This window comes from Actinoplanes sp. M2I2, from assembly GCF_023544445.1.
Taxonomy (GTDB): Bacteria; Actinomycetota; Actinomycetes; order Mycobacteriales; family Micromonosporaceae; genus Actinoplanes.
Genome location: NZ_JALPVJ010000007.1, coordinates 495,255 through 513,458 on the forward strand (window position 1 = coordinate 495,255; position 18,204 = coordinate 513,458).

An 18,204-nucleotide genomic window follows, 5' to 3' on the forward strand; every position below is an offset into this window, starting at 1 on the left:
GCACCATACCGACAGTGTTTCGGGCGGCTCTTGGGTACAGTGCCGCGCATGCGAGCGTTACTGCTGGTCAACCCCAAGGCTACGACCACCAGCGAGCGCAGCCGAGATGTCCTGGTCCGGGCCCTGCGCAGCGCGGTCGACCTGTCGGTGGAGTACACGACCCGTCGCGGTCACGCCGCGACGCTCGCCCGTGCCGCCGCCGGGAGCGGGGTGGACGTGGTCGTCACGCTCGGCGGCGACGGCACGGTCAACGAGGCGGTCAACGGGCTGATGACCGCCGAGGCCGTGCTGAGCGGGCTGACCGGCCCCCGTGCCCGGGTGCTGCCCGCGCTGGCCGTGGTGCCGGGTGGTTCGACCAACGTCTTCGCCCGCGCGCTGGGGCTGCCCCGCGACTGGGTCGAGGGCACCAGCGTGATCCTCGACGGGCTGCGCGACGGACGTCACCGGGTGATCGGTCTCGGTCGCGCCGACGACCGCTACTTCACCTTCGCCGCCGGCATGGGCTTCGACGCCGCCGTGGTGCGCCGGGTCGAGCAGGCCCGGCTGCGCGGCCGCACGTCGACGCCCAGCCTCTACTTCCGATCGATCTTCAACCAGGTGCTCACCGGTGAGGACCGCAAGTCCCCGCCGTTGTCCATCGAGCGGCCCGGCGAGCCGGCCGAGCCCGATCTGGGCACCGTGATCATCCAGAACACCGCGCCCTGGACCTACGTCGGCGACCGCCCGATCAATCCGAGTCCCGGCGCCTCGTTCGATCGCGGCCTCGACGTCATGGCCCTGCGCGGGCTCGCCGTCACCGGCACCGCGCGCACGATGGCCCAGCTGGCGACGCGCAAGGGCGACCCGCACGGCAAGCATGTGCTGCATCTGCACGACCAGGACGAGTTCACGGTCGTCGCTTCCCGCCCCCAGCCGTTCCAGCTGGACGGGGACTATCTGGGCGAGCGCCAGAAGGTGCACTTCGTGTCCGTTCCCGAAGCGCTACGTGTGATCTGCTGACGAGTGGGTAGCCAACCTCACGATCCGTTACAGAAACACGGTCAAAAGCTCGGCATCGGGCCGGGGACCGTACTACATTGATGGGAGCGTTGGTCACCGGGCTCTGGCGCAAGCCTCAGATCCGGACAAAGAGGGCGTGAGCCAGCTCACCCGCCCGGAGAAACTTCGGGCGCTACCCTTGACATCGCGAGAGTTCGTGAAAGCATTCACAAGCGATAAGAAGTAACCGGTTGCTGGTTGCGCGCGTTTCTCAATCCAGAAGCGCCGAGCAGCATCCAGTAACAACAAAAGCTTGCTACGCACGGCGAGCAGACGGGCACTCAGACGTCAGCCGCCATCGCGAACGCATAGGTAAACCAGTAACGCCATTTATTACCCCAGCCAGAAACAAGGAGTGTTGCCGCCATGGACTGGCGTCACGATGCGATCTGCCGCGACGAGGACCCGGAGCTGTTCTTCCCGATCGGGACGTCCGGCCCCGCGCTCCTGCAGGTCGAGCAGGCCAAGGCCGTGTGCCGGCGGTGTCCCGTGACCTCGGAATGCCTTTCGTGGGCACTCGAGTCGGGACAGGATGCCGGCGTCTGGGGCGGGATGAGCGAAGACGAGCGTCGCGCCGTGAAGCGTCGCGGCGGCCTCCGTGTCGGAGCTCCTACCGCCTGAACCAATCCCCCACAGCATTTGCGCCCCGGGCCGTTCGGCACCGGGGCGTCTTGCTGTTTCCGATCGATTACTGTGCGCGCCGAATCCTGAGAGCTTCCCGAGAGGTTCGCCGAACGCGCTATTGCGATCACGTTCGGTTTCATCGAGATTCCACGAAATGATCTCGAAATTGCGGGCCGCGACGAATGGTCGACATTCCCGGTACGGAGCGTCGACAGTGGGCGGAGCGCTCCGGGCGCGCAACGGTTGGTGACGGTGCGTTGCCGTGCAGGGCACCCTCACTGACAGTCGTGGCACGCGACACTCACGCGGCTGCGGGCAGCGCACGGCCGGTGGCCGCCAGCACTCGCGAGGCGACGAGGCGTACGAGATCCGGTGCGTCGCCCAGCGGATCAGCGACCACCACGGCGCCGGCCTCACGAGCCGAGCGCACGGCCAGGTCGTACAGGAAGCCCGGGGCGAGGAAATAGGCGGCCACCCCGATCCGGCGGGCGCCGTCGGCCCGCAGGCGGCTCACAGCGACCCCGGCGTCCGGCGGAGAGGCCGAGGCATACGCCGCGACACACGGGACGCTCAGACGGGCGCTGAGGGCTTCCGCCGCCCACGAGATCGTCTCCCGGGCGGCCGCGTTGCGCGTTCCCGCGGCGGCCAGCACCACCGCGTCCAGCCCCGCGTGCGGGAGACGCCGCTCCAGACCGTCCAGCAGGGCCGGGGGCACGACCGGGGACGAAGGCGTCGGCCCGAGCACGCCGGCCAGCGTCACGTCCACCGGCAGCCCGGCGGCCTCGGCCACGATCGCCGGGACGTCGACCCGCCCGTGGTAGGCCTCGGTCAGCAGCAGCGGCACGAGCACGGCCTGCCGCCCCGGCAGGGAGGCCAGCACGTCGAGCGGGCGCGGCCCGGCGTGGTCGAGGTACGACGCGTGCACCTCCCACGACGGGTGGGCCCGCCGCACCGCCCGGGCCAGCGCCTCGGTCGAAGCCGCGGCCCGCGGGTCACGGCTCCCGTGGGCCACCAGGACGACGGCTAGACGTGCAGGCCGCATTCGGTCTTCTCGAACATCGCCCAGCGGCCCGCCCGCGGGTCCTCGCCGGCCTTGGTGCGCCGGGTGCAGGGCCAGCAGCCGATCGACCCGTAGCCCTTCTTGAACAGCTCGTTGACCGGCACGTTCCACCGGCTGACGTAGCGGTCCACCTCGGCCTGGGTCCACGCCGCGATCGGGTTGACCTTGACCTTGCCCTTCTTGGCGTCGAACGCGACCACCGGCGTGTTGGCCCGGGTCGGCGACTCGTCGCGGCGCAGGCCGGTGGCCCAGGCGTCGTAGTCGGCCAGGGCGCGCTCGAGCGGCTCGACCTTGCGCAGGAAGCAGCACTCGTCGGGGCTGCGGGCGAACAACCGGGGACCGTACTCCCCGTCCTGCTGGCCGACCGTCTTGCGCGGGCGGATCGAGCGGACGTTGACGTCCATGGTGGCGGCCACGATGTCGCGCACCCGGAGCGTCTCGGGGAAGTGCAGGCCGGTGTCGAGGAACACCACGTCGACGCCCGAGGCGACCCGGGAGAAGACGTGCGCGACGACCGCGTCGGCCATCGAGCTGGTGACGCAGAACCGGTCGCCGAAGGTGTCGGTCGCCCACTTGGCGATCACCTCGGCGGGCGCGCCCTCGAGCTCACGGCCGGCCTCGCGGGCCAGCGCCTCGAGCTCGTCGCGGGAACGGCGGCTGGGGTCCTGGGCGGTGGGGCCGCCCAGGTTGACGAGGTTGAGGGAAGTTGCGGCCACTACCGTCATCGGTTGACTCCCTTGGAAAGCAAGCCGTTGAACTTGACCGTGAAGACTCGAGCGCAGGAGTGGCACTCCCACGCGCCGTGCGAGGCCTCGTTGGGATAGAGGTCCTCTTCGCCGCAATAGGGGCAGTACAGCGGGGCCGACCGGGCGTCGCTCATTTGAGGAGCGCCTCGTCGGCCCGCAGCACCCAGTCGGCGAAGGTCTCGTCCTTCGAGGTGCGTCCGTCGAGGTAGTGGCGAGCCAGCTTCTCGACGTACCCGGGAAGCTCCTCGGCCGTGGCCTTGAGCCCGCGCAGCTTGCGCCCGAAGCCGGAGGTCTGCCCCTGGGCCATGCCCAGCCCGCCGCCGAGGTGCACCTGGTAGCCCTCGACCTGCTCGCCGTGCTCGTTCATCACCAGCTGGCCCTTGAGGCCGATGTCGGCGACCTGGGTGCGGGCGCACGCGTTGGGGCAACCGTTGATGTGGATCGAGATCTCGGCGTCGAAGTCGCGCAGCCGCTCCTCGAGCCGGGCCACCAGCTCCTCGCCGCGGGCCTTGGTCTCGACGATCGCGAGCTTGCAGTACTCGATGCCGGTGCAGGCCATCGTGCCGCGCCGCCAGGCCGACGGGCGCGCCTCGAGCCCGATGTCCCGCAGCCCGGTGATCAGCGATTCGACCCGGTCGTCGGCGATGTCGAGGACCAGGAGCTTCTGGTACGCGGTGAGGCGCACCCGGTCGGAGCCGTGCTGCTCGACGACATCGGCCAGCTTGCCGAGCTGGGTGCCCGACGTGCGACCGACCACGGGAGCCGCTCCGATGTAGTTGCGCCCGTCGATCTGCTTGTGGACGCCGATGTGGTCGATCGGCTTGGCCGGCAGCTCGGGCGGCGGGCCGTCGGTCAGCGCGCGGCCCAGGTACTCCTTCTCGAGCACCTCGCGGAACTTGGCCACGCCCCAGTCGGCCAGCAGGAACTTCAGCCGCGCGCGGTTGCGCAGCCGCCGGTAGCCGTAGTCGCGGAAGATGCCGACCACGCCCTCCCACACGTCGGGGATGTCGTCGATGGGCACCCAGACGCCGAGCCGCTCGGCCAGCCGCGGGTTGGTCGAGAGGCCGCCGCCGATCCACAGGTCGAAACCGGGGCCGTGCTGCGGGTGGTCGACGCCGACGAACGAGATGTCGTTCGTCTCGTAGGGACCGTCGGGCAGCCAGGAGATCTGCGACTTGAACTTGCGCGGCAGGTTCGAGTACTGCGGGTCGCCGATGTAGCGCCGGAGGATCTCGTCGATCGCGGGCGTCCCGTCGAGCACCTCGTCGGCCGAGACCCCGGCGACCGGCGAACCGAGCACCACGCGGGGACAGTCGCCGCAGGCCTCGGTGGTCTGCAGGCCGACCGCCTCGAGCCGCCGCCAGATCTCCGGCATGTCCTCGATGCGGATCCAGTGCAGCTGGATGTTCTGCCGGTCGGTGATGTCGGCGGTGTCGCGGCCGAACTCCGCCGAGATCTGCGCGATCGTGCGCAGCTGGGCCAGGTTCAGCGCGCCGCCGTCGATGCGTACGCGGAGCATGAAGTACTCGTCCTCGAGCTCGTGCGGCTCGAGGACGGCGGTGCGACCACCGTCGATGCCGGCCTTGCGCTGGGTGTAGAGCCCCCACCAGCGGAACCGGCCGCGCAGGTCCTGCGGGTCGATCGAGGCGAACCCGGTGTGCGCGTAGATGTTCTCGATGCGGGCGCGGACGTTGAGCGGGTTGTCGTCCTTCTTGATCCGCTCGTTGGGGTTCAGCGGCTCGCGGTGTCCGAGCGCCCACTGACCCTCGCCACGCGCCTTGCGGGGGCGAGCGGCCGGGCCTGCTGGGGTGTTGCTGGGCGCCATGTCGGCGATCCTCCGGGATTCGTGGGCGCGTTCAGACGCTCACGGCTCTTGGAGGCTCGCGACATCAGTGTCAGGAGTGGCCGGCGCGTCTCGCGCGCCCGAAAAATAAATCGGGCGGCGTCAGGAAGCCGGACACATCGCGCTGCGGACGCGGCCGTAGTCGACGTGGCGACGAGCCACGAAGCGGCGGTCAACAGCAGCGGTCATGCGGCTAGCCTCTCACGCCGGAGCCTTCTGGGCCAGGCTGGTCCAGATTCCGGGAGTGTGGTACCGGCCACCCGGCAAACACGGCGTAACAAGTTTGCGCTAGCGCTTGCCCAGCGGGACCACGAGCACAGCCTCGGTGCCGCCCCCGGCCCGGTTGCGCAACTCGATGCTGCCGCGCAGCTCGCCGGTGGCCAGCGCGCGCACGATCTGCAGGCCGAGCCGCTGGGTGTCGTCGGCCCGGAAGCCCTCCGGCAGCCCCTGCCCGTTGTCGGCCACCGTGACGTGCAGCTGCTTGCGGAAGCGATGGGCCGAGACGACCACCTCGCCGCTCTCGTCGTCGGCCGGCGGCGGGGCGTCGTCGTCCTCCGAGGCCGGGAAGCCGTGCTCCACCGCGTTGATCAGCAGCTCGTTCAGCACCATGACCAGCGAGGTGGCGATCTCGGCGGGCAGCACGCCGAACGTGCCCTCGCGGCGCATCGTGACCGGGATGCTGGTCGCCGCGACCTCGGTGGCGGCGGTGGCCACCCGGTCGACGATGCCGTCGAACTCGACCGCCTCGTCGCTCGACATCGACAGCGTCTCGTGCACCAGCGCGATCGACGCGACCCGGCGCACCGACTCCTGCAGCGCGTGCCGGGCCTCGGGCGCGTCGACCCGGCGGGCCTGCAGGCGCAGCAGCGCGGCCACGGTCTGCAGGTTGTTCTTGACCCGGTGGTGGATCTCGCGGATCGTCGCGTCCTTGGTCATCAGGGCGCGGTCGCGGCGCCGGACCTCGGTCACGTCGCGCACCAGCACCAGCGCGCCGATCGGCACCCCGGCCGGCAGCAACGGAAGCGCCCGGATCAGCACGGTCGCGCCGCGGGCCTCCATCTCCTGCCGGGGCGGGGACTCGCCGCGCAGCGCCGAGAGGATGCGCTCGGCCGCGTCGTTGCCCTCGAGCGGGTCGGCGGCCAGCCGGCTGGTCAGCGCGGACAGCTCCTCGCCGACCAGGTGGGCGTTGAAGCCGAGCCGCCGGTACGCGGACTGCGCGTTCGGGCTCGCGTACGTGACCTTGCCACCCGCGTCGAGCCGGATCAGGCCGTCGCCGACCCGGGGCGCCGACGTGGTCTCGCCCGGGTGCCGCGGCGGCGGGAAGGTGCCGTCGGCGACCATCTGGGCCAGGTCGTCGGCGGTGGTCAGATAGTTGAGCTCGAGCTGGCTGGGCGTCCGCGCGGTGGACAGGTTGGTGTCGCGGCCGATCACGGCGATGACCTCGCTGTAGCCCTCTTCGTGATCGTTCGGGTCGCGCAGGCGTACCGGGATGGCCTCGTGCCGCGCGGGCGTGTCGCCGTACCAGACCGGGTCGCCCTCCCGCCAGATGCGCTCCTGAGCGAGGGCGATGTCGAGATGGGCCACCTCGGGACCGCCGACGATCTTGCCGACCTGGTCGTCCTGGTAGGCCGTCGGCGCCGTCGTCGGGCGCACCTGCGCGACGCAGAGATACTCGCGCGGCTGCCCGTCCGCCCGCTTCACCGGCACCCACATCAGCAGGTCGGCGAAGGAGAGGTCGGACAGCAGCTGCCAGTCACCGGCGATGCGGTGCAGGTGGTCGATGTCGGCCGGCTCGAGGCCGGTGTGCTCCTCGGCCAGATCACGCAACGTTGACACGCAGCAAGCGTGCCACGCCGGTGTTACCACGGAGCGCTCGTGTACTACCTCGTGTACTACAGAGTGCTGGTGACCTTCTTGAGTCCCCGCGGCGCGTCGGGATCCTCGCCCCGGGCCAGCGCCAGCGAGAGCGCGAGCTTCTGCAGCGGCAGGATGTCGAGCAGCACGCTGTAACGCTCGTCGGTCACCGCGGGCACGGAGAGCCGGCCGGCCGCCCCGGGCACGTCGGTCGCGCCGATCGTCACCACGTCGGCCCGGCGTTCGCCCAGCCGGGTCACCACGTCGCGCATCGACCGGCCGCCCGGCCCGTCGCCGACGACCGCGAGCACCGGCACGTCCGGGTCGGTCATGGCCAGCGGCCCGTGCAGCAGGTCGGCACCCGAGAACGAGAGCGCCGGCAGGTACGACGTCTCCATCAGCTTGAGGGCGGCCTCGCGGGCGGTCGGGTAGGCGTACCCGCGCCCGGTCGTCACCATCCGGGAGGCGAACCGGTAACGCTGCGCGAGGTCGTCCGCCGTAGGGTCGGCCAGCGCGTCGTCGGCCAGCTGGGGCAGCTTGTCCAGCGCGGCCCGCTCCTCGGCCGGCAGGCTGCCGTCACCCGAGCGGATGCCCTCGATCAGCAGCAGCAGGGCGAGAAGCTCCGCGGTGTACGTCTTGGTGGCCGCGACCGCCCGCTCGTGCCCGGCCGCCACGTCGATCGACAGCTCGGCCGCGCGGGCCAGCGGCGAGTCCGGGTTGTTGGTGACGGCCAGAGTCAGGCCGCCGGTCTCGCGGGCCACCTGCAGCACGCCGGTGAGGTCGGGCGAGCCGCCGCTCTGGCTGACCCCGACGACGAGCGTGTCGGTGAAGTCCGGCCGCGCGCCGAAGAGCGTGATCGCACTGGGCGAGGCGCTGGCCACCGGCAGGCCCAGCCGGATCTCGGTGAGGTAGGCCCCGTAGAGCGCGGCGTGATCGGAGGTGCCCCGGGCCACGAAGACGACGTTGCGCGGCCGTCGGCGGGCCACCTCGGCCGCCACCCCGGCGATCACGCCGGTGTGCTCACTGTCGAGCAGCCGAGCGAATCCGCCCGGTTGTTCCGCGATGTCCGCGGCCATCCCCTGGCCTCGCTGTGTCACGTGTTCCTCCCATGATGAGCATCCCGGCGCGCGTTTGCTGCGCAGTCTTGCAAGAAAGAGCTTACAGAGTCAACGTTTCGAGCATGAACGCGCAGCGGATCCCCTGCTGACATAAAGGGTTCTTTCCCCTACTGTCTTGCATCGTGGAAGTACGCCGCGCCGCCGACCGCGCTCTCGAACAGGCGAGATCGGCCCTGGCGACAGACCAGCCGGAAAAAGCCGCCGATCACCTCGCGGGAGCACTCGCCCACGCTCCCACCCTGCCCGAGGTGCACGAGATGCTCGGACGGCTGGCCGCCCGCCCCGGCGGCGGTCTCGACCTCTTCCGGGCCGGGCCGCACACCTCCCCCGGCAAGCTCGCCGCGCGGGCTCATCTGCTCGCCGCAGCCGGTCGTCCCGAGGACGGCCTGCCGCTGCTGGCGGCGGCCAGCGGCCAGTCACCCGCGGCCGACTGGGCCGGCGTGCCCTGGGTCGCCGAGGCCACCCTGGGCGTCCGCATCGAGCCCGGCCTGCTGGCCCAGGTGCTCATGCGGCTGTGCACCCGGGTGGCCGAGCCCGCCCCGCCCACCCTGCGCCCCTATCTGTCCGTCGTGCGGCACGCGCTGTCCGCCTATCCCGAGCACGCCATGCTGCTCGGCGCCGGCTCCGCGCTGGCCCGCCGGGTCGGCGAGCACGAGCTGGCCGTCGACTGGGCCTCCCGCGGCGCCCGGGTCCGCCCGTCCAAGCTCGGCGAGATCTGGCTCGGGTACGCCTACCGCAGCGCCGGCCGCCTGCCCGAGGCGCTCGCGGCCCTGCGGCGCGCGGTGGCGCACGACCCCGACGACCTCTCCGTGTACGCCGACATCGCCGGCACCCTGGCCGACAACGACCGCCTGGACGACGCCCTGAGCTGGGTCGACCGGGCGCTGGAGCGCGACCCCGACTACGACTGCGCCGTGCACACCGCCCACCGGCTGCGCCACCGCGCCGACGGCGACCTCATGCACCTGGTGCGGCTGGCCGACTACATCCGCGACCACCCCGACGAGTCGCACGAGCACACCGACCTGGCCGACTGCTGCCGTGACACGTCCTGGCTGAGCGGGGCCCCGGCGGCCGCGCCGCTGCCCCGCGGCAACGCCCCGGCCTCCGACGAGCCCTCGCCCGAGGCGGTGCGCCGGCTCCGGCAGGTCGCCTCGCTCTCGTGGGCCCACCCCCCGGCCGCGTACGACGCCGCTCTCCCGCTGATCCTGCTGTCCCCGGCCGACCTGATGGCGCTGCTGGCCCACCCGCCGGCCGACGTGGCCGCACCGGAGATCTGGGCCTGCCTGGGACTGCTGCACCACCGCTCCGAGGAGGCCTGGCTCGACTCGGAACGCCGGCGGATGCTGCTCGGCCTGACCGACGGCGGCCTCGACCGGGTGACCGAGGCGGCCCTGTTCGCGGTGATCGTGGCGGCCTGGGTCGACCCGGCCGCGCGGGCCGACGTCGCCCGGGTGGTCACCGCCCGGCTCACCGAGGTGGCTTCGCGGCCCGGGGCCCGGTCGCTGGCCGAGCTCGCGCTGGCCGCTCCCGATCTCGACCAGTCCACCCGGCAGCTGGCCACGGCGATGACCCGCGCCCCGGCCGTGCCGCGCCAGCGCGCGCGCAGCCGGCTGCTGCTGCGCTGGCGCCGCGGCTGATCGGCTCGGCGGTCCTGCCCAGCCCTGGCTGAAGTCTGATCAGGCCTGGCCGAAGTTTGATCAGGCCTGGCTGAAGTCTGATCAGGCCTGGATGATGGCGATCAGGTCGCCCTCCTGGACGACGTCGCCCTCGTGCACCGCGACCTCGGCCACCGTGCCGTCGGTCTCGGCGACCACCGGGATCTCCATCTTCATCGACTCGAGGATCACCAGCGTGTCGCCCTCGGCGACGGTGTCGCCGCTCGACGCGACGACCTTCCACACGTTGGCCACCATCTCGGCCCGGATCTCGTCGGCCATCGATGAATCCTCCTGCGTTGCGCCTGTCGGTCCGGGTCATCAAACCACGGATTCCGGTCGGGCGAGTCCGGCGCGCGCGGACGCGCCGACTACCATCGGCGCGGGAACACGGTACGAACAGGGAGTCACCCATGGCTAAGAAGTCCCGTAAGAAGAAGGCTCGGAAGAAGAGCAGCGCGAACCACGGCAAGCGGCCAAACAGCTGAGCCCAGGTTCAGACGCAGAAAGCCCCGCGGCGCGTGCCGCGGGGCTTTCTCGTTCGACGTGAAATACGGGTTCGGCGAGACCTACAGGAGGAACTCCCGGGTCTCCACCTGAACCTCGAGCTGGTCGAGCTTGACCCGGAGCCGCTCGCGCAGCTCCTGGGGCGCCTTCTCGTCGCCGCAGGAGCGGGACACCAGCGCCTTCACCTCGTGCTCGATGCCGTACTCGCGCAGGCACCCGTCGCAGTCGTCCAGATGCTTCTGGATCAACGACCGGCGGTCCTCGCTGCACTCCAGATCGAGGTAGAGGTAGACCTCACTGAGCACGATGCCGCAATCGGCGTCGTGGCCCTCATCGTTCAGCCCGCTCATGACGCGTCACGCCTCCTGCGGTTCCGAAGCGGTCCGGGTGATGCCCCGGTCGACGGCGTACTGCTCCAGGGTCTTGCGCAGGTTGCGCCGCCCACGGTGCAGACGGGACATGACGGTGCCGATCGGCGTGCCCATGATGTCGGCGATCTCCTTGTACGAGAAACCCTCGACATCAGCGAGGTAGACGGCCAGCCGGAAGTCCTCGGGCAGAGCCTGCAGGGCTTCCTTGATGTCACTGTCGGGCAGCCGGTCGAGCGCCTCGGTCTCGGCCGACTTCAGGCCGGCCGACGTGTGCGACTCGGACGAGGCGAGCTGCCAGTCGGTGATCTCCTCGGTGGGAGCCTGCACCGGCTGACGCTGCTTGCGCCGATACGAGTTGATATAGGTGTTCGTGAGAATGCGGTACAGCCACGCCTTGAGGTTCGTACCCTCTTCGAACTGGTGAAACGCGGAGAACGCCTTCAAGTACGTCTCCTGCACCAGGTCCTCGGCGTCGGCCGGGTTACGCGTCATCCGCAGACCGGCAGCGTAAAGCTGGTCCACAAAAGGCAACGCGTCCCGCTCGAAGCGCGCCCTGCGCTCCTCGGTCCGTTCTGTCTGGGCCACCCTGAGCTCTCCCCTCGACCGCCCCGCCGAGGATACGGGTAGTGCCCCTTCTACGGCCTGGAAAACCGCCGGTGTGCTGACACTCACCGATGGCGTGAGCGGCTGTTCGGCCGCGGGCCACTCGGGGGAACCCAAAAGGTCCCGCACCCGATCGACCTTCCGGTCGTCGCGGTCCAGGTACTCCGTTGCGGCTCGCACCTGTCAAACCCCTTCCGACGTTCATGCTTCCCGGGGTCTACAACCACGAAGGCGCAACTTGCATTCCTTATCGGGCCCACCCATGCGTACGCATCCAGGCGACCGCCCGATCGGCTGTGCCGCGAACGTCTTTGCGCAGGTCATGGGTGGCGCCCGGCCGCACGATCACCTCGACCGGGCCAGAGCCGGCGGGCACCCCGAAGGCGTCCCGGTCCCCGTTGAGCACGAGCGTCGGCACATCGGTGGGCAGTTCCCCGGCGCGGCTGCGATCCGGCTTACCCGGAGGATGCAGCGGGAACGCCAGCGCCAGCACGCCCGAGGCCCCCAGGCCGGCCGCGGTCCGGCAGGCCACGCGGGCGCCACTCGACCGGCCACCCACGATGAGGGGCATTCCCGGTACGGCGATCTGCCGCACCACGGTCGTCCAGGCCTCGTCGAGCTGCCCGGCGGGGGCCGGGGCACGCCGACCGGCGACGCGGTAGGGCTGGGTGACGAGCGCGACCCGGACGCTGCTGGACACCGCGGCGTCATGGACGGCTTTGAGGTCGGGCGCGTCCACTCCGCCGCCGGCCCCGTGACCCAGGACCAGGAGGCTGAGGGCCGGGCCGTCGGTCTCACCGAAGCGCACCCGGGCCGGGCCACGCGGCGTCTCGATCTCGATGTCGTCCACGCCTTATGTAATCAGCCCGCAAAGCCCCCCGGACCCACACCACCGTTCAGTTCACCGCCACCGCCACCGCCACCGCCACCGCCACCGCCACCAGGCGCCGCACAGCATCCGGGCACCGCACAGCATCCGGGCACCACACAGCATCCGGGCACCACACAGCATCCGGGCGCCGCACAGCATCCGGGCGCCGCACAGCCCGATCGCGCCCTCGCCGCCCCTGCCGACCGTGTGGGCGGCAGGGGCAAGCGAGCGGCGCGTCGTAGGCGTGACGATCGACGACCAGCTGCGTCGTGAGCGTGACGATCAACGAGTGGCTGCGCCGTGGAGCGTGACGATCAGCGAGCGGCGGTCAGCGGCTGACCGGCGTGAGGTCGAGCAACCGGCGATCTTCCTCGTCGGTGTCGTCGTCTATCGGCTCGCCACCCGGGCCGACGCGTTCGCGCCAGGCGACGAGCATCGCCCGGCGTTCGCGGGGCGTCGTGCCGCCCCAGACGCCGTGGCAGTCGCCTACCTGCAATGCCCAGGCCAGGCACGGCCCTTGCACTGTGCACGTGCCGCAGAGCGAGACCGCGCCCTCGGACGGTTCGTTCGGCGCCGGAAAGAACGTCTCCGGATCGACCGCACGGCACGCGCCGCGGGTCCGCCAAGCTTCGTCGCTGCGTCGCTCGCGAATGGCCTCGAGCAACCGCGGATCGCGTCGCGCGATGGCTACTTCATGTGGACGCGGCATACGAGCCCGTGTCATCAGCCCACCTCCCCCGTGGGACCGGTACTGCGTGTGGCAACGGGCGCGCACCGTGCGAACCCGCACCACTCCGGCGCAGTTTTGTATCGCAGGGTAGGAGATCAGAACAAGGGGCTTATCTATCTTGAAACAAAGTTGCCAGTAAAAAATGCGGACAAAATTCAGCAAATCTGAAAGTTGATCACGTTACCCTCAGCAAATTGCCAGCGAGCGCCAACCACGAACGCGCCACACAACCCGACCGCCCACAGCGGACCGATCCGCCTCGCCGAAGCGACTTCGCCGCCCCGCTCGACGCCTGCCGCCTCAGGCCTGAAGCCCCACGCCCGCGGCCCGCGGCCCGCGCCAGCCGCCTGTGGCCGTGAACGCCCGCGCCAGCCGCCCGTGAGCCGTGAACGCCCGCGCCCACTGCCCGTGAGCCGTGAACGCCCGCGCCCACTGCCCGTGAGAGCCTGCCGCTCGCGCCGCCCGTGAGCTATGAGCGCCCGCCGCCCGTGAGCACCGGGCACCGGGCACCGGGCACCGGGCACCGGGCACCGGGCACCGGGCACCGGGCACCGGGCACCGAGCACCGAGCACCGAGCACCGAGCACCGAGCACCGAGCACCGAGCAAGCATCCGCCGACCGCCGACGGCCGACGACGGCTCGGCCGAGGCATAGGCACAGCGCGGCGAGTGGCGACTCAGAGAGCCAGGCGCGAGGAAACTAGCAGAGCTGCCATGGCCGCGCTGCCCCGATCGCCAGCCCGGCCACGAGCCGTTCAGCTTGTCCACAAACAGAAATCACCTCACAACGGCCTCTGTGGACAACCGGCCGCAAGTCCAGCCGACGGGCGTAGCGTCAGCCGGACCGAGACGAGGCGGGGACCCGGCAACGACGCCAGCGGTTGCTCGATGCACGACGGCCAACACAGTGGCGCCAAGGAAGGGTCGCGGTGCGGCCGTGGCTCGGATCCCAGCGTGGGCGAAGCCTGAGGAAGGCGGTGCTGCCGGTGCCAGAAGGGCACAGCCCGGACGGCACAACCCGCACGGCACAACCCGCACGGCACAACCCGCACGGCACAACCCGCACGGCACAACCCGCACGGCACAACCCGCACGGCACAACCCGCACGGCGCAACCCGCACGGCGCAACTGTGCTCAGAAGAGGGTTGCGGGCTCGGGATCGGGCGTGGGGGGCTGCGGGGGCTCGAGCAGGTGCGGGCCGTTGTTGCGGACGTTGCCGACGTCGGGGCGTACCGGACGGACCTCGATGGCCGCCAGCTCGGCCGGGGACAGCGGCGTCAGCAGCTCGCCCGGGTCGCCGCCGCCGGCCAGCCAGGCCGGCCACCGGTCGCGCGGCAGGATCAGCGGCATGCGGTCGTGCACGTGAGCCAGACCGCCCAGCGCCGCCGTGGTCAGGACGCTGCAGGTGAGCGTCGCGTCGGGGCCCCAGGCGGTCCACACACCGGCGAAGGCCAGCGGGGCGCCGTCGGCCGGCGTCATGTAGTAGGCCTGCCGCTGCTTGCCGTCGCGGACCCACTCGAACCAGCCGTCGGCCGGCACCAGGCACCGGCGGCGCGCGAAGGACGGCGCGAAGGCGGGCGACGTCGCCACCGTCTCGGAGCGGGCGTTGATCATGCGGGCGCCGGCGCGCAGGTCCTTGGCCCACGGCGGCACGAGGCCCCATCGGGCGGTGTCGAGCACGCGGGCGTCGTGCGAGTGCGAATTGCGGACGACCGGCACGGGGCTGGTGGGAGCCACGTTCCAGCTGGGGCCGAGCTGCTCGACGACGCTCACGGCCTCGAACAGGTCCTCGAGATCCGCTTCGGTCCTGGTCGTCGCGTACCGCCCGCACATGCCCCCGAACGGTACACCCGTCCCGTGGTGCGGGAACGCTCCCCGATTTTGTCGGCCCGGCCCGGCACAATGGCCCGGTGACAGCACAACCCCGCCCCTGGTCGGCCCCGTCCGCGTCCGGTCCGGTCACCGCCTCGGTGCGGCTGCCGGGCTCCAAGTCGATGACGGCCCGCGCCCTGGTGCTGGCCGCGCTGGCCACCGGGCCCTCGGTGATCGAGCGGCCGCTGCGGGCCCGGGACACCGAGCTGATGGCCGCGGGTCTGCGGGCGCTCGGCATCGGGCTCGACGCGAGCGACGACGAGCGGTGGCTGGTCGAGCCTGCGCCCCTGCGCGGTCCGGCCCGGGTCGACGTGGGGCTGGCCGGCACGATCATGCGGTTCCTGCCGCCGGCCGCGGCGCTGGCCGAGGGCTCGGTGGAGTTCGACGGCGACCCGCAGGCGCGCAACCGGCCGCTGCGCCCGATCGTCGAGGCGCTGCGGTCGCTCGGCGTGTCGATCGACGCGTCGGCGATCGGCGGGCTGCCGCTGACCGTGCGCGGCGCCGGCCTGGTCGAGGGGGGCGAGGCGGTGATCGACGCGTCGGCGTCCAGCCAGTTCGTGTCGGGGCTGCTGCTGTCGGCGCCGCGGTTCGCCAACGGGCTGGTGCTGCGCCACGAGGGGCCGCCGGTGCCGTCCGCCCCGCATCTGCGCATGACGACCCACATGCTGCGCGCCGCCGGGGCCGTGGTCGACGAGTCCGTGCCCGACGTCTGGGCGGTCGAGCCCAGCGAGCTCCAGGGGCGCACCTGGGTGATCGAGCCCGACCTCTCCGGCGCGGCGCCGTTCTTCGCCGCCGCCATGGTCACGGGCGGGGCGGTCACGCTCAGCGGCTGGCCGGCCGAGAGCTGGCAGCCGGTCGATCGGCTCACCGAGCTGCTCACCGCCCTGGGCGCCGAGGTCACCCGGTCGGCCGACGGGCTCACCGTGCGCGGCACGGGCCGGCTGAGCGGTCTCACGGCCGACCTGTCCGAGGTCAGCGAGCTCACCCCGGTCGTGGCCGCGCTGGCCGCCCTGGCCGACGGGCCCTCCGAGCTGCGCGGTGTCGAGCACATCCGGGGGCACGAGACCGACCGCATCGCCGCGCTCGTCGCCGAGCTGGGCAAGGTCGGCGCCGAGGTCACCGAGTTCCGCGACGGCCTGCGCATCGTGCCGCGGCCGTTGCACGCCGCCGAGTTCGAGACCTACGCCGATCATCGTATGGCTCACGCGGCCGCGGTTATCGGGCTCGCCGTGCCGGGTATGTCGCTGACCGACGTAGCGTGTACGTCGAAGACGTTGCCCGAGTTCCCCGAACTCTGGGCCGAACTCGTGGCGAGGAGCTAGACCTGCCAGGCCGCAAGCGGGAGTACGACGAGGACGACGTCCGGGTCCGGCCGGGTCGTTCGTCGCGCCCGCGCACCCGCACCCGTCCCAAACACGACGACGCCATCGACGCCCTGGTGATCACCGTGGACCGGGGGCGATACGGCTGCGTGCTCGAGGACGCCCCGATCGACACCCCGTTGATCACCGCCATGCGCGCCCGCGAGCTGGGCCGCAAGTCCGTGGTCGTGGGTGATCGGGTGGCCCTGGTCGGGGACGTGACGGGCGCGGCCGGAGCGCTGGCCCGCATCGTCCGGATCGCCGAGCGCACCTCGGTGCTGCGGCGCACCGCGGACGACGACGACACCACCCCTGAGGGCCGGCTCGAGCGGGTCGTGGTGGCCAACGCCGACCAGCTCGTGATCGTCAGCGCGCTGGCCGACCCGCCACCGCGCACCGGGTTCATCGACCGCTGCCTGGTGGCGGCGTACGACGCCGGCATCGAGCCGCTGCTGTGCCTGACCAAGGCCGACCTGGCCGGGCCCGAGGCGGTGCTCGACTACTACGCGGAGCTCGACCTGCCGTACGTCCTGGTGCGGCCGGACAGCGACCTGAGCGAGCTGCGTCAGCGGCTCGCGAGCGCCATCTCGGTCATGGTCGGGCACTCCGGGGTGGGCAAGTCGACGCTGGTCAACCGGCTGGTCCCCGAGGCGCTGCGGGCGGTGGGAGCGGTGAGCGCGATCGGCAAGGGCCGCCACACGTCGACCAGCGCGGTCGCGCTGCGGCTGCCGCCGGTCGGGAAGTCCCGCCTGGATCCGGGTTGGATCATCGACACGCCCGGGATCCGGAGTTTCGGGCTGGCCCACGTGAGCGCCGAGAGCCTGCTGCACGGCTTCCCCGACCTGGTCGAGGGCACGCTGGAGGATCAGCCGAACTGCGGGCACAGCCCGAACGACGTGGAGTGCCGGCTGGACGCCTGGGTGGCCGAGGGCAACGCCGACCCGCGCCGGCTCGAGTCCTACCGGCGGCTGCTGGCCTCCCGGGCCGGCGAGACCGATCCGCGGGAGACGCCGCCGGAGGACGAGCGGCCCGGCTGAGTGCGGGGCTGACGGCCGCGGGAAGGGTGGATCATCCGCTAGCGTTCCGGGCATGGCCGGTTACGCCGATGACCTCTCGCTCGCCCACCTGCTCGCCGACACGGCCGACTCGATCTCGATGAGCCGGTTCCGGGCTCTCGATCTCAAGGTCGAGTCCAAGCCCGACCTCACTCCCGTCTCCGATGCCGACACCGCGGTCGAGCAGGCCATCCGGTCGACGCTGGGCCGGGCCCGGCCGCGCGACGGGGTGCTGGGCGAGGAGTTCGGGTCGAGCCGGGCCGCGGCCGGGCCGGGCAGCCGACGGTGGGTGATCGACCCGATCGACGGCACCAAGAACTTCGTGCGCGGGGTCCCCATCTGGGGCACCCTGATCGCGCTGCTCGAGGGGGACACGCCGGTCGCGGGGCTGGTGAGCGCCCCGGCTCTGGGCCGCCGCTGGTGGGCGGCGCGCGGCCACGGCGCGTACGCGGGAAAGCATCAGCACGCCGCCACCCGGATCAAGGTCTCGGGGGTCGGGCGGCTGGCCGACGCCAGCCTGAGCTACGCCAGCCTGAACGGGTGGCATCAGGTGGGCCGGCTGCCGAGGATCGTCGATCTGAGCCTGGCGGTGTGGCGGAGCCGGGCCTACGGCGACTTCTACGGCTACATGCTGCTGGCCGAGGGAGCGCTGGACGCGATGGTCGAACCGGAGCTGTCGCTGTGGGACATGGCCGCGCTGATCCCGATCGTGGAGGAGGCCGGGGGCACCATCACCGACCTGGCCGGGCGACCGCCGGCCGACAAGTCGTCGGTCATCGCGACCAACGGGCTGCTGCACGAGACGGTGCTGACCGCGCTGGACCGGTAACGGACAAAGAGCTCGAAAACGATAGCTCTCGGTGACGCGGCGGGCACCCCGCGCCGACAGTGT

The 18,204-nt window shown here is 71.6% G+C and carries 18 protein-coding genes; 7 read left to right on the forward strand and 11 right to left on the reverse strand.

Features of this window, described 5'->3' with window-relative positions; translation table 11 throughout:
- The first annotated feature begins 48 nt into the window (after positions 1 to 48).
- Both HJC40_RS16805 and HJC40_RS16810 read left to right on the forward strand, forming a co-directional pair.
- Entirely contained in the window at positions 49 to 999 is a 951-nt protein-coding gene (locus HJC40_RS16805; protein ID WP_250002014.1) for a diacylglycerol kinase family protein, read from the forward strand.
- Positions 1,000 to 1,404: 405 nt separating this feature from the next.
- A complete protein-coding gene (locus HJC40_RS16810; RefSeq protein ID WP_020513708.1) occupies positions 1,405 to 1,659 on the forward strand; it encodes a WhiB family transcriptional regulator in 255 nt (84 codons plus the stop codon).
- A gap of 304 nt (positions 1,660 to 1,963) precedes the next feature.
- Here the strand turns inward: HJC40_RS16810 and HJC40_RS16815 are convergent, their stop codons facing one another.
- From HJC40_RS16815 to HJC40_RS16835, 5 genes are all read right to left on the reverse strand, one after another.
- Positions 1,964 to 2,704 carry a sirohydrochlorin chelatase gene (locus tag HJC40_RS16815; RefSeq protein WP_250002015.1) on the reverse strand — a complete coding sequence of 247 codons (741 nt, stop codon included), beginning with the start codon at positions 2,702 to 2,704 and terminating at the stop codon, positions 1,964 to 1,966.
- Positions 2,686 to 3,447 carry a phosphoadenylyl-sulfate reductase gene (locus HJC40_RS16820; RefSeq protein WP_250002016.1) on the reverse strand — a complete coding sequence of 254 codons (762 nt, stop codon included), beginning with the start codon at positions 3,445 to 3,447 and terminating at the stop codon, positions 2,686 to 2,688. The genes HJC40_RS16815 and HJC40_RS16820 overlap by 19 nt, the downstream gene beginning before the upstream one ends.
- Positions 3,448 to 3,598: 151 nt before the next feature.
- The gene (locus HJC40_RS16825; protein WP_250002017.1) at positions 3,599 to 5,293 is read right to left on the reverse strand and encodes a nitrite/sulfite reductase; all 1,695 of its coding nucleotides are present in this window, start codon (positions 5,291 to 5,293) and stop codon (positions 3,599 to 3,601) included.
- A 306-nt stretch (positions 5,294 to 5,599) separates the two neighbouring features.
- Positions 5,600 to 7,147 (reverse strand): PAS domain-containing sensor histidine kinase, encoded by a 1,548-nt coding sequence (locus tag HJC40_RS16830; protein ID WP_250002018.1) that lies wholly within the window; start codon positions 7,145 to 7,147, stop codon positions 5,600 to 5,602.
- A gap of 56 nt (positions 7,148 to 7,203) precedes the next feature.
- Positions 7,204 to 8,241 carry an SIS domain-containing protein gene (locus HJC40_RS16835; protein ID WP_250002086.1) on the reverse strand — a complete coding sequence of 346 codons (1,038 nt, stop codon included), beginning with the start codon at positions 8,239 to 8,241 and terminating at the stop codon, positions 7,204 to 7,206.
- Between the two features lie 161 nt (positions 8,242 to 8,402).
- On the opposite strand from HJC40_RS16835, the gene HJC40_RS16840 reads away from it, so the two are divergent.
- Complete coding sequence (locus HJC40_RS16840) at positions 8,403 to 9,923, forward strand: tetratricopeptide repeat protein (protein WP_374271989.1); 1,521 nt, start codon at positions 8,403 to 8,405, stop codon at positions 9,921 to 9,923.
- Positions 9,924 to 10,004: 81 nt separating this feature from the next.
- On the opposite strand, the gene HJC40_RS16845 is transcribed toward HJC40_RS16840, so the two are convergent.
- Complete coding sequence (locus HJC40_RS16845; protein WP_250002019.1) at positions 10,005 to 10,223, reverse strand: biotin/lipoyl-binding carrier protein; 219 nt, start codon at positions 10,221 to 10,223, stop codon at positions 10,005 to 10,007.
- A 131-nt stretch (positions 10,224 to 10,354) separates the two neighbouring features.
- Here HJC40_RS16845 and HJC40_RS46610 point away from each other — a divergent pair, with 131 nt between their 5' ends.
- Complete coding sequence (locus tag HJC40_RS46610) at positions 10,355 to 10,429, forward strand: 50S ribosomal protein bL37 (protein ID WP_370657623.1); 75 nt, start codon at positions 10,355 to 10,357, stop codon at positions 10,427 to 10,429.
- An 81-nt stretch (positions 10,430 to 10,510) separates the two neighbouring features.
- On the opposite strand, the gene rsrA is transcribed toward HJC40_RS46610, so the two are convergent.
- The 5 genes from rsrA to HJC40_RS16870 form a co-directional block, all read right to left on the reverse strand.
- Positions 10,511 to 10,798, reverse strand: a complete 288-nt coding sequence (gene rsrA / locus HJC40_RS16850; RefSeq protein ID WP_250002020.1) for a mycothiol system anti-sigma-R factor — start codon at positions 10,796 to 10,798, stop codon at positions 10,511 to 10,513.
- 6 nt (positions 10,799 to 10,804) lie between these two features.
- Entirely contained in the window at positions 10,805 to 11,602 is a 798-nt protein-coding gene (locus HJC40_RS16855) for a sigma-70 family RNA polymerase sigma factor (protein WP_308200909.1), read from the reverse strand.
- Positions 11,603 to 11,669: 67 nt separating this feature from the next.
- Positions 11,670 to 12,272: an alpha/beta family hydrolase gene (locus HJC40_RS16860; protein WP_250002022.1), complete on the reverse strand. Its 603-nt coding sequence runs from the start codon at positions 12,270 to 12,272 to the stop codon at positions 11,670 to 11,672.
- Positions 12,273 to 12,621: 349 nt separating this feature from the next.
- Complete coding sequence (locus HJC40_RS16865) at positions 12,622 to 13,017, reverse strand: WhiB family transcriptional regulator (RefSeq protein ID WP_250002023.1); 396 nt, start codon at positions 13,015 to 13,017, stop codon at positions 12,622 to 12,624.
- Positions 13,018 to 14,158: 1,141 nt separating this feature from the next.
- Positions 14,159 to 14,857 carry an SOS response-associated peptidase gene (locus HJC40_RS16870; RefSeq protein WP_250002024.1) on the reverse strand — a complete coding sequence of 233 codons (699 nt, stop codon included), beginning with the start codon at positions 14,855 to 14,857 and terminating at the stop codon, positions 14,159 to 14,161.
- A 137-nt stretch (positions 14,858 to 14,994) separates the two neighbouring features.
- Between HJC40_RS16870 and aroA the strand changes: the two genes are divergently transcribed.
- From aroA to hisN, 3 genes are read left to right on the forward strand one after another with little or no spacing between them, the layout of a single operon-like run.
- A complete protein-coding gene (aroA, locus tag HJC40_RS16875; protein ID WP_374271991.1) occupies positions 14,995 to 16,218 on the forward strand; it encodes a 3-phosphoshikimate 1-carboxyvinyltransferase in 1,224 nt (407 codons plus the stop codon).
- Positions 16,219 to 16,220: 2 nt separating this feature from the next.
- On the forward strand, positions 16,221 to 17,294 hold the full coding sequence (gene rsgA, locus HJC40_RS16880) for a ribosome small subunit-dependent GTPase A (RefSeq protein ID WP_250002088.1): 1,074 nt from the start codon (positions 16,221 to 16,223) through the stop codon (positions 17,292 to 17,294).
- 52 nt (positions 17,295 to 17,346) lie between these two features.
- Positions 17,347 to 18,141 carry a histidinol-phosphatase gene (hisN, locus tag HJC40_RS16885; RefSeq protein WP_250002026.1) on the forward strand — a complete coding sequence of 265 codons (795 nt, stop codon included), beginning with the start codon at positions 17,347 to 17,349 and terminating at the stop codon, positions 18,139 to 18,141.
- The last annotated feature ends 63 nt before the right edge of the window (positions 18,142 to 18,204 follow it).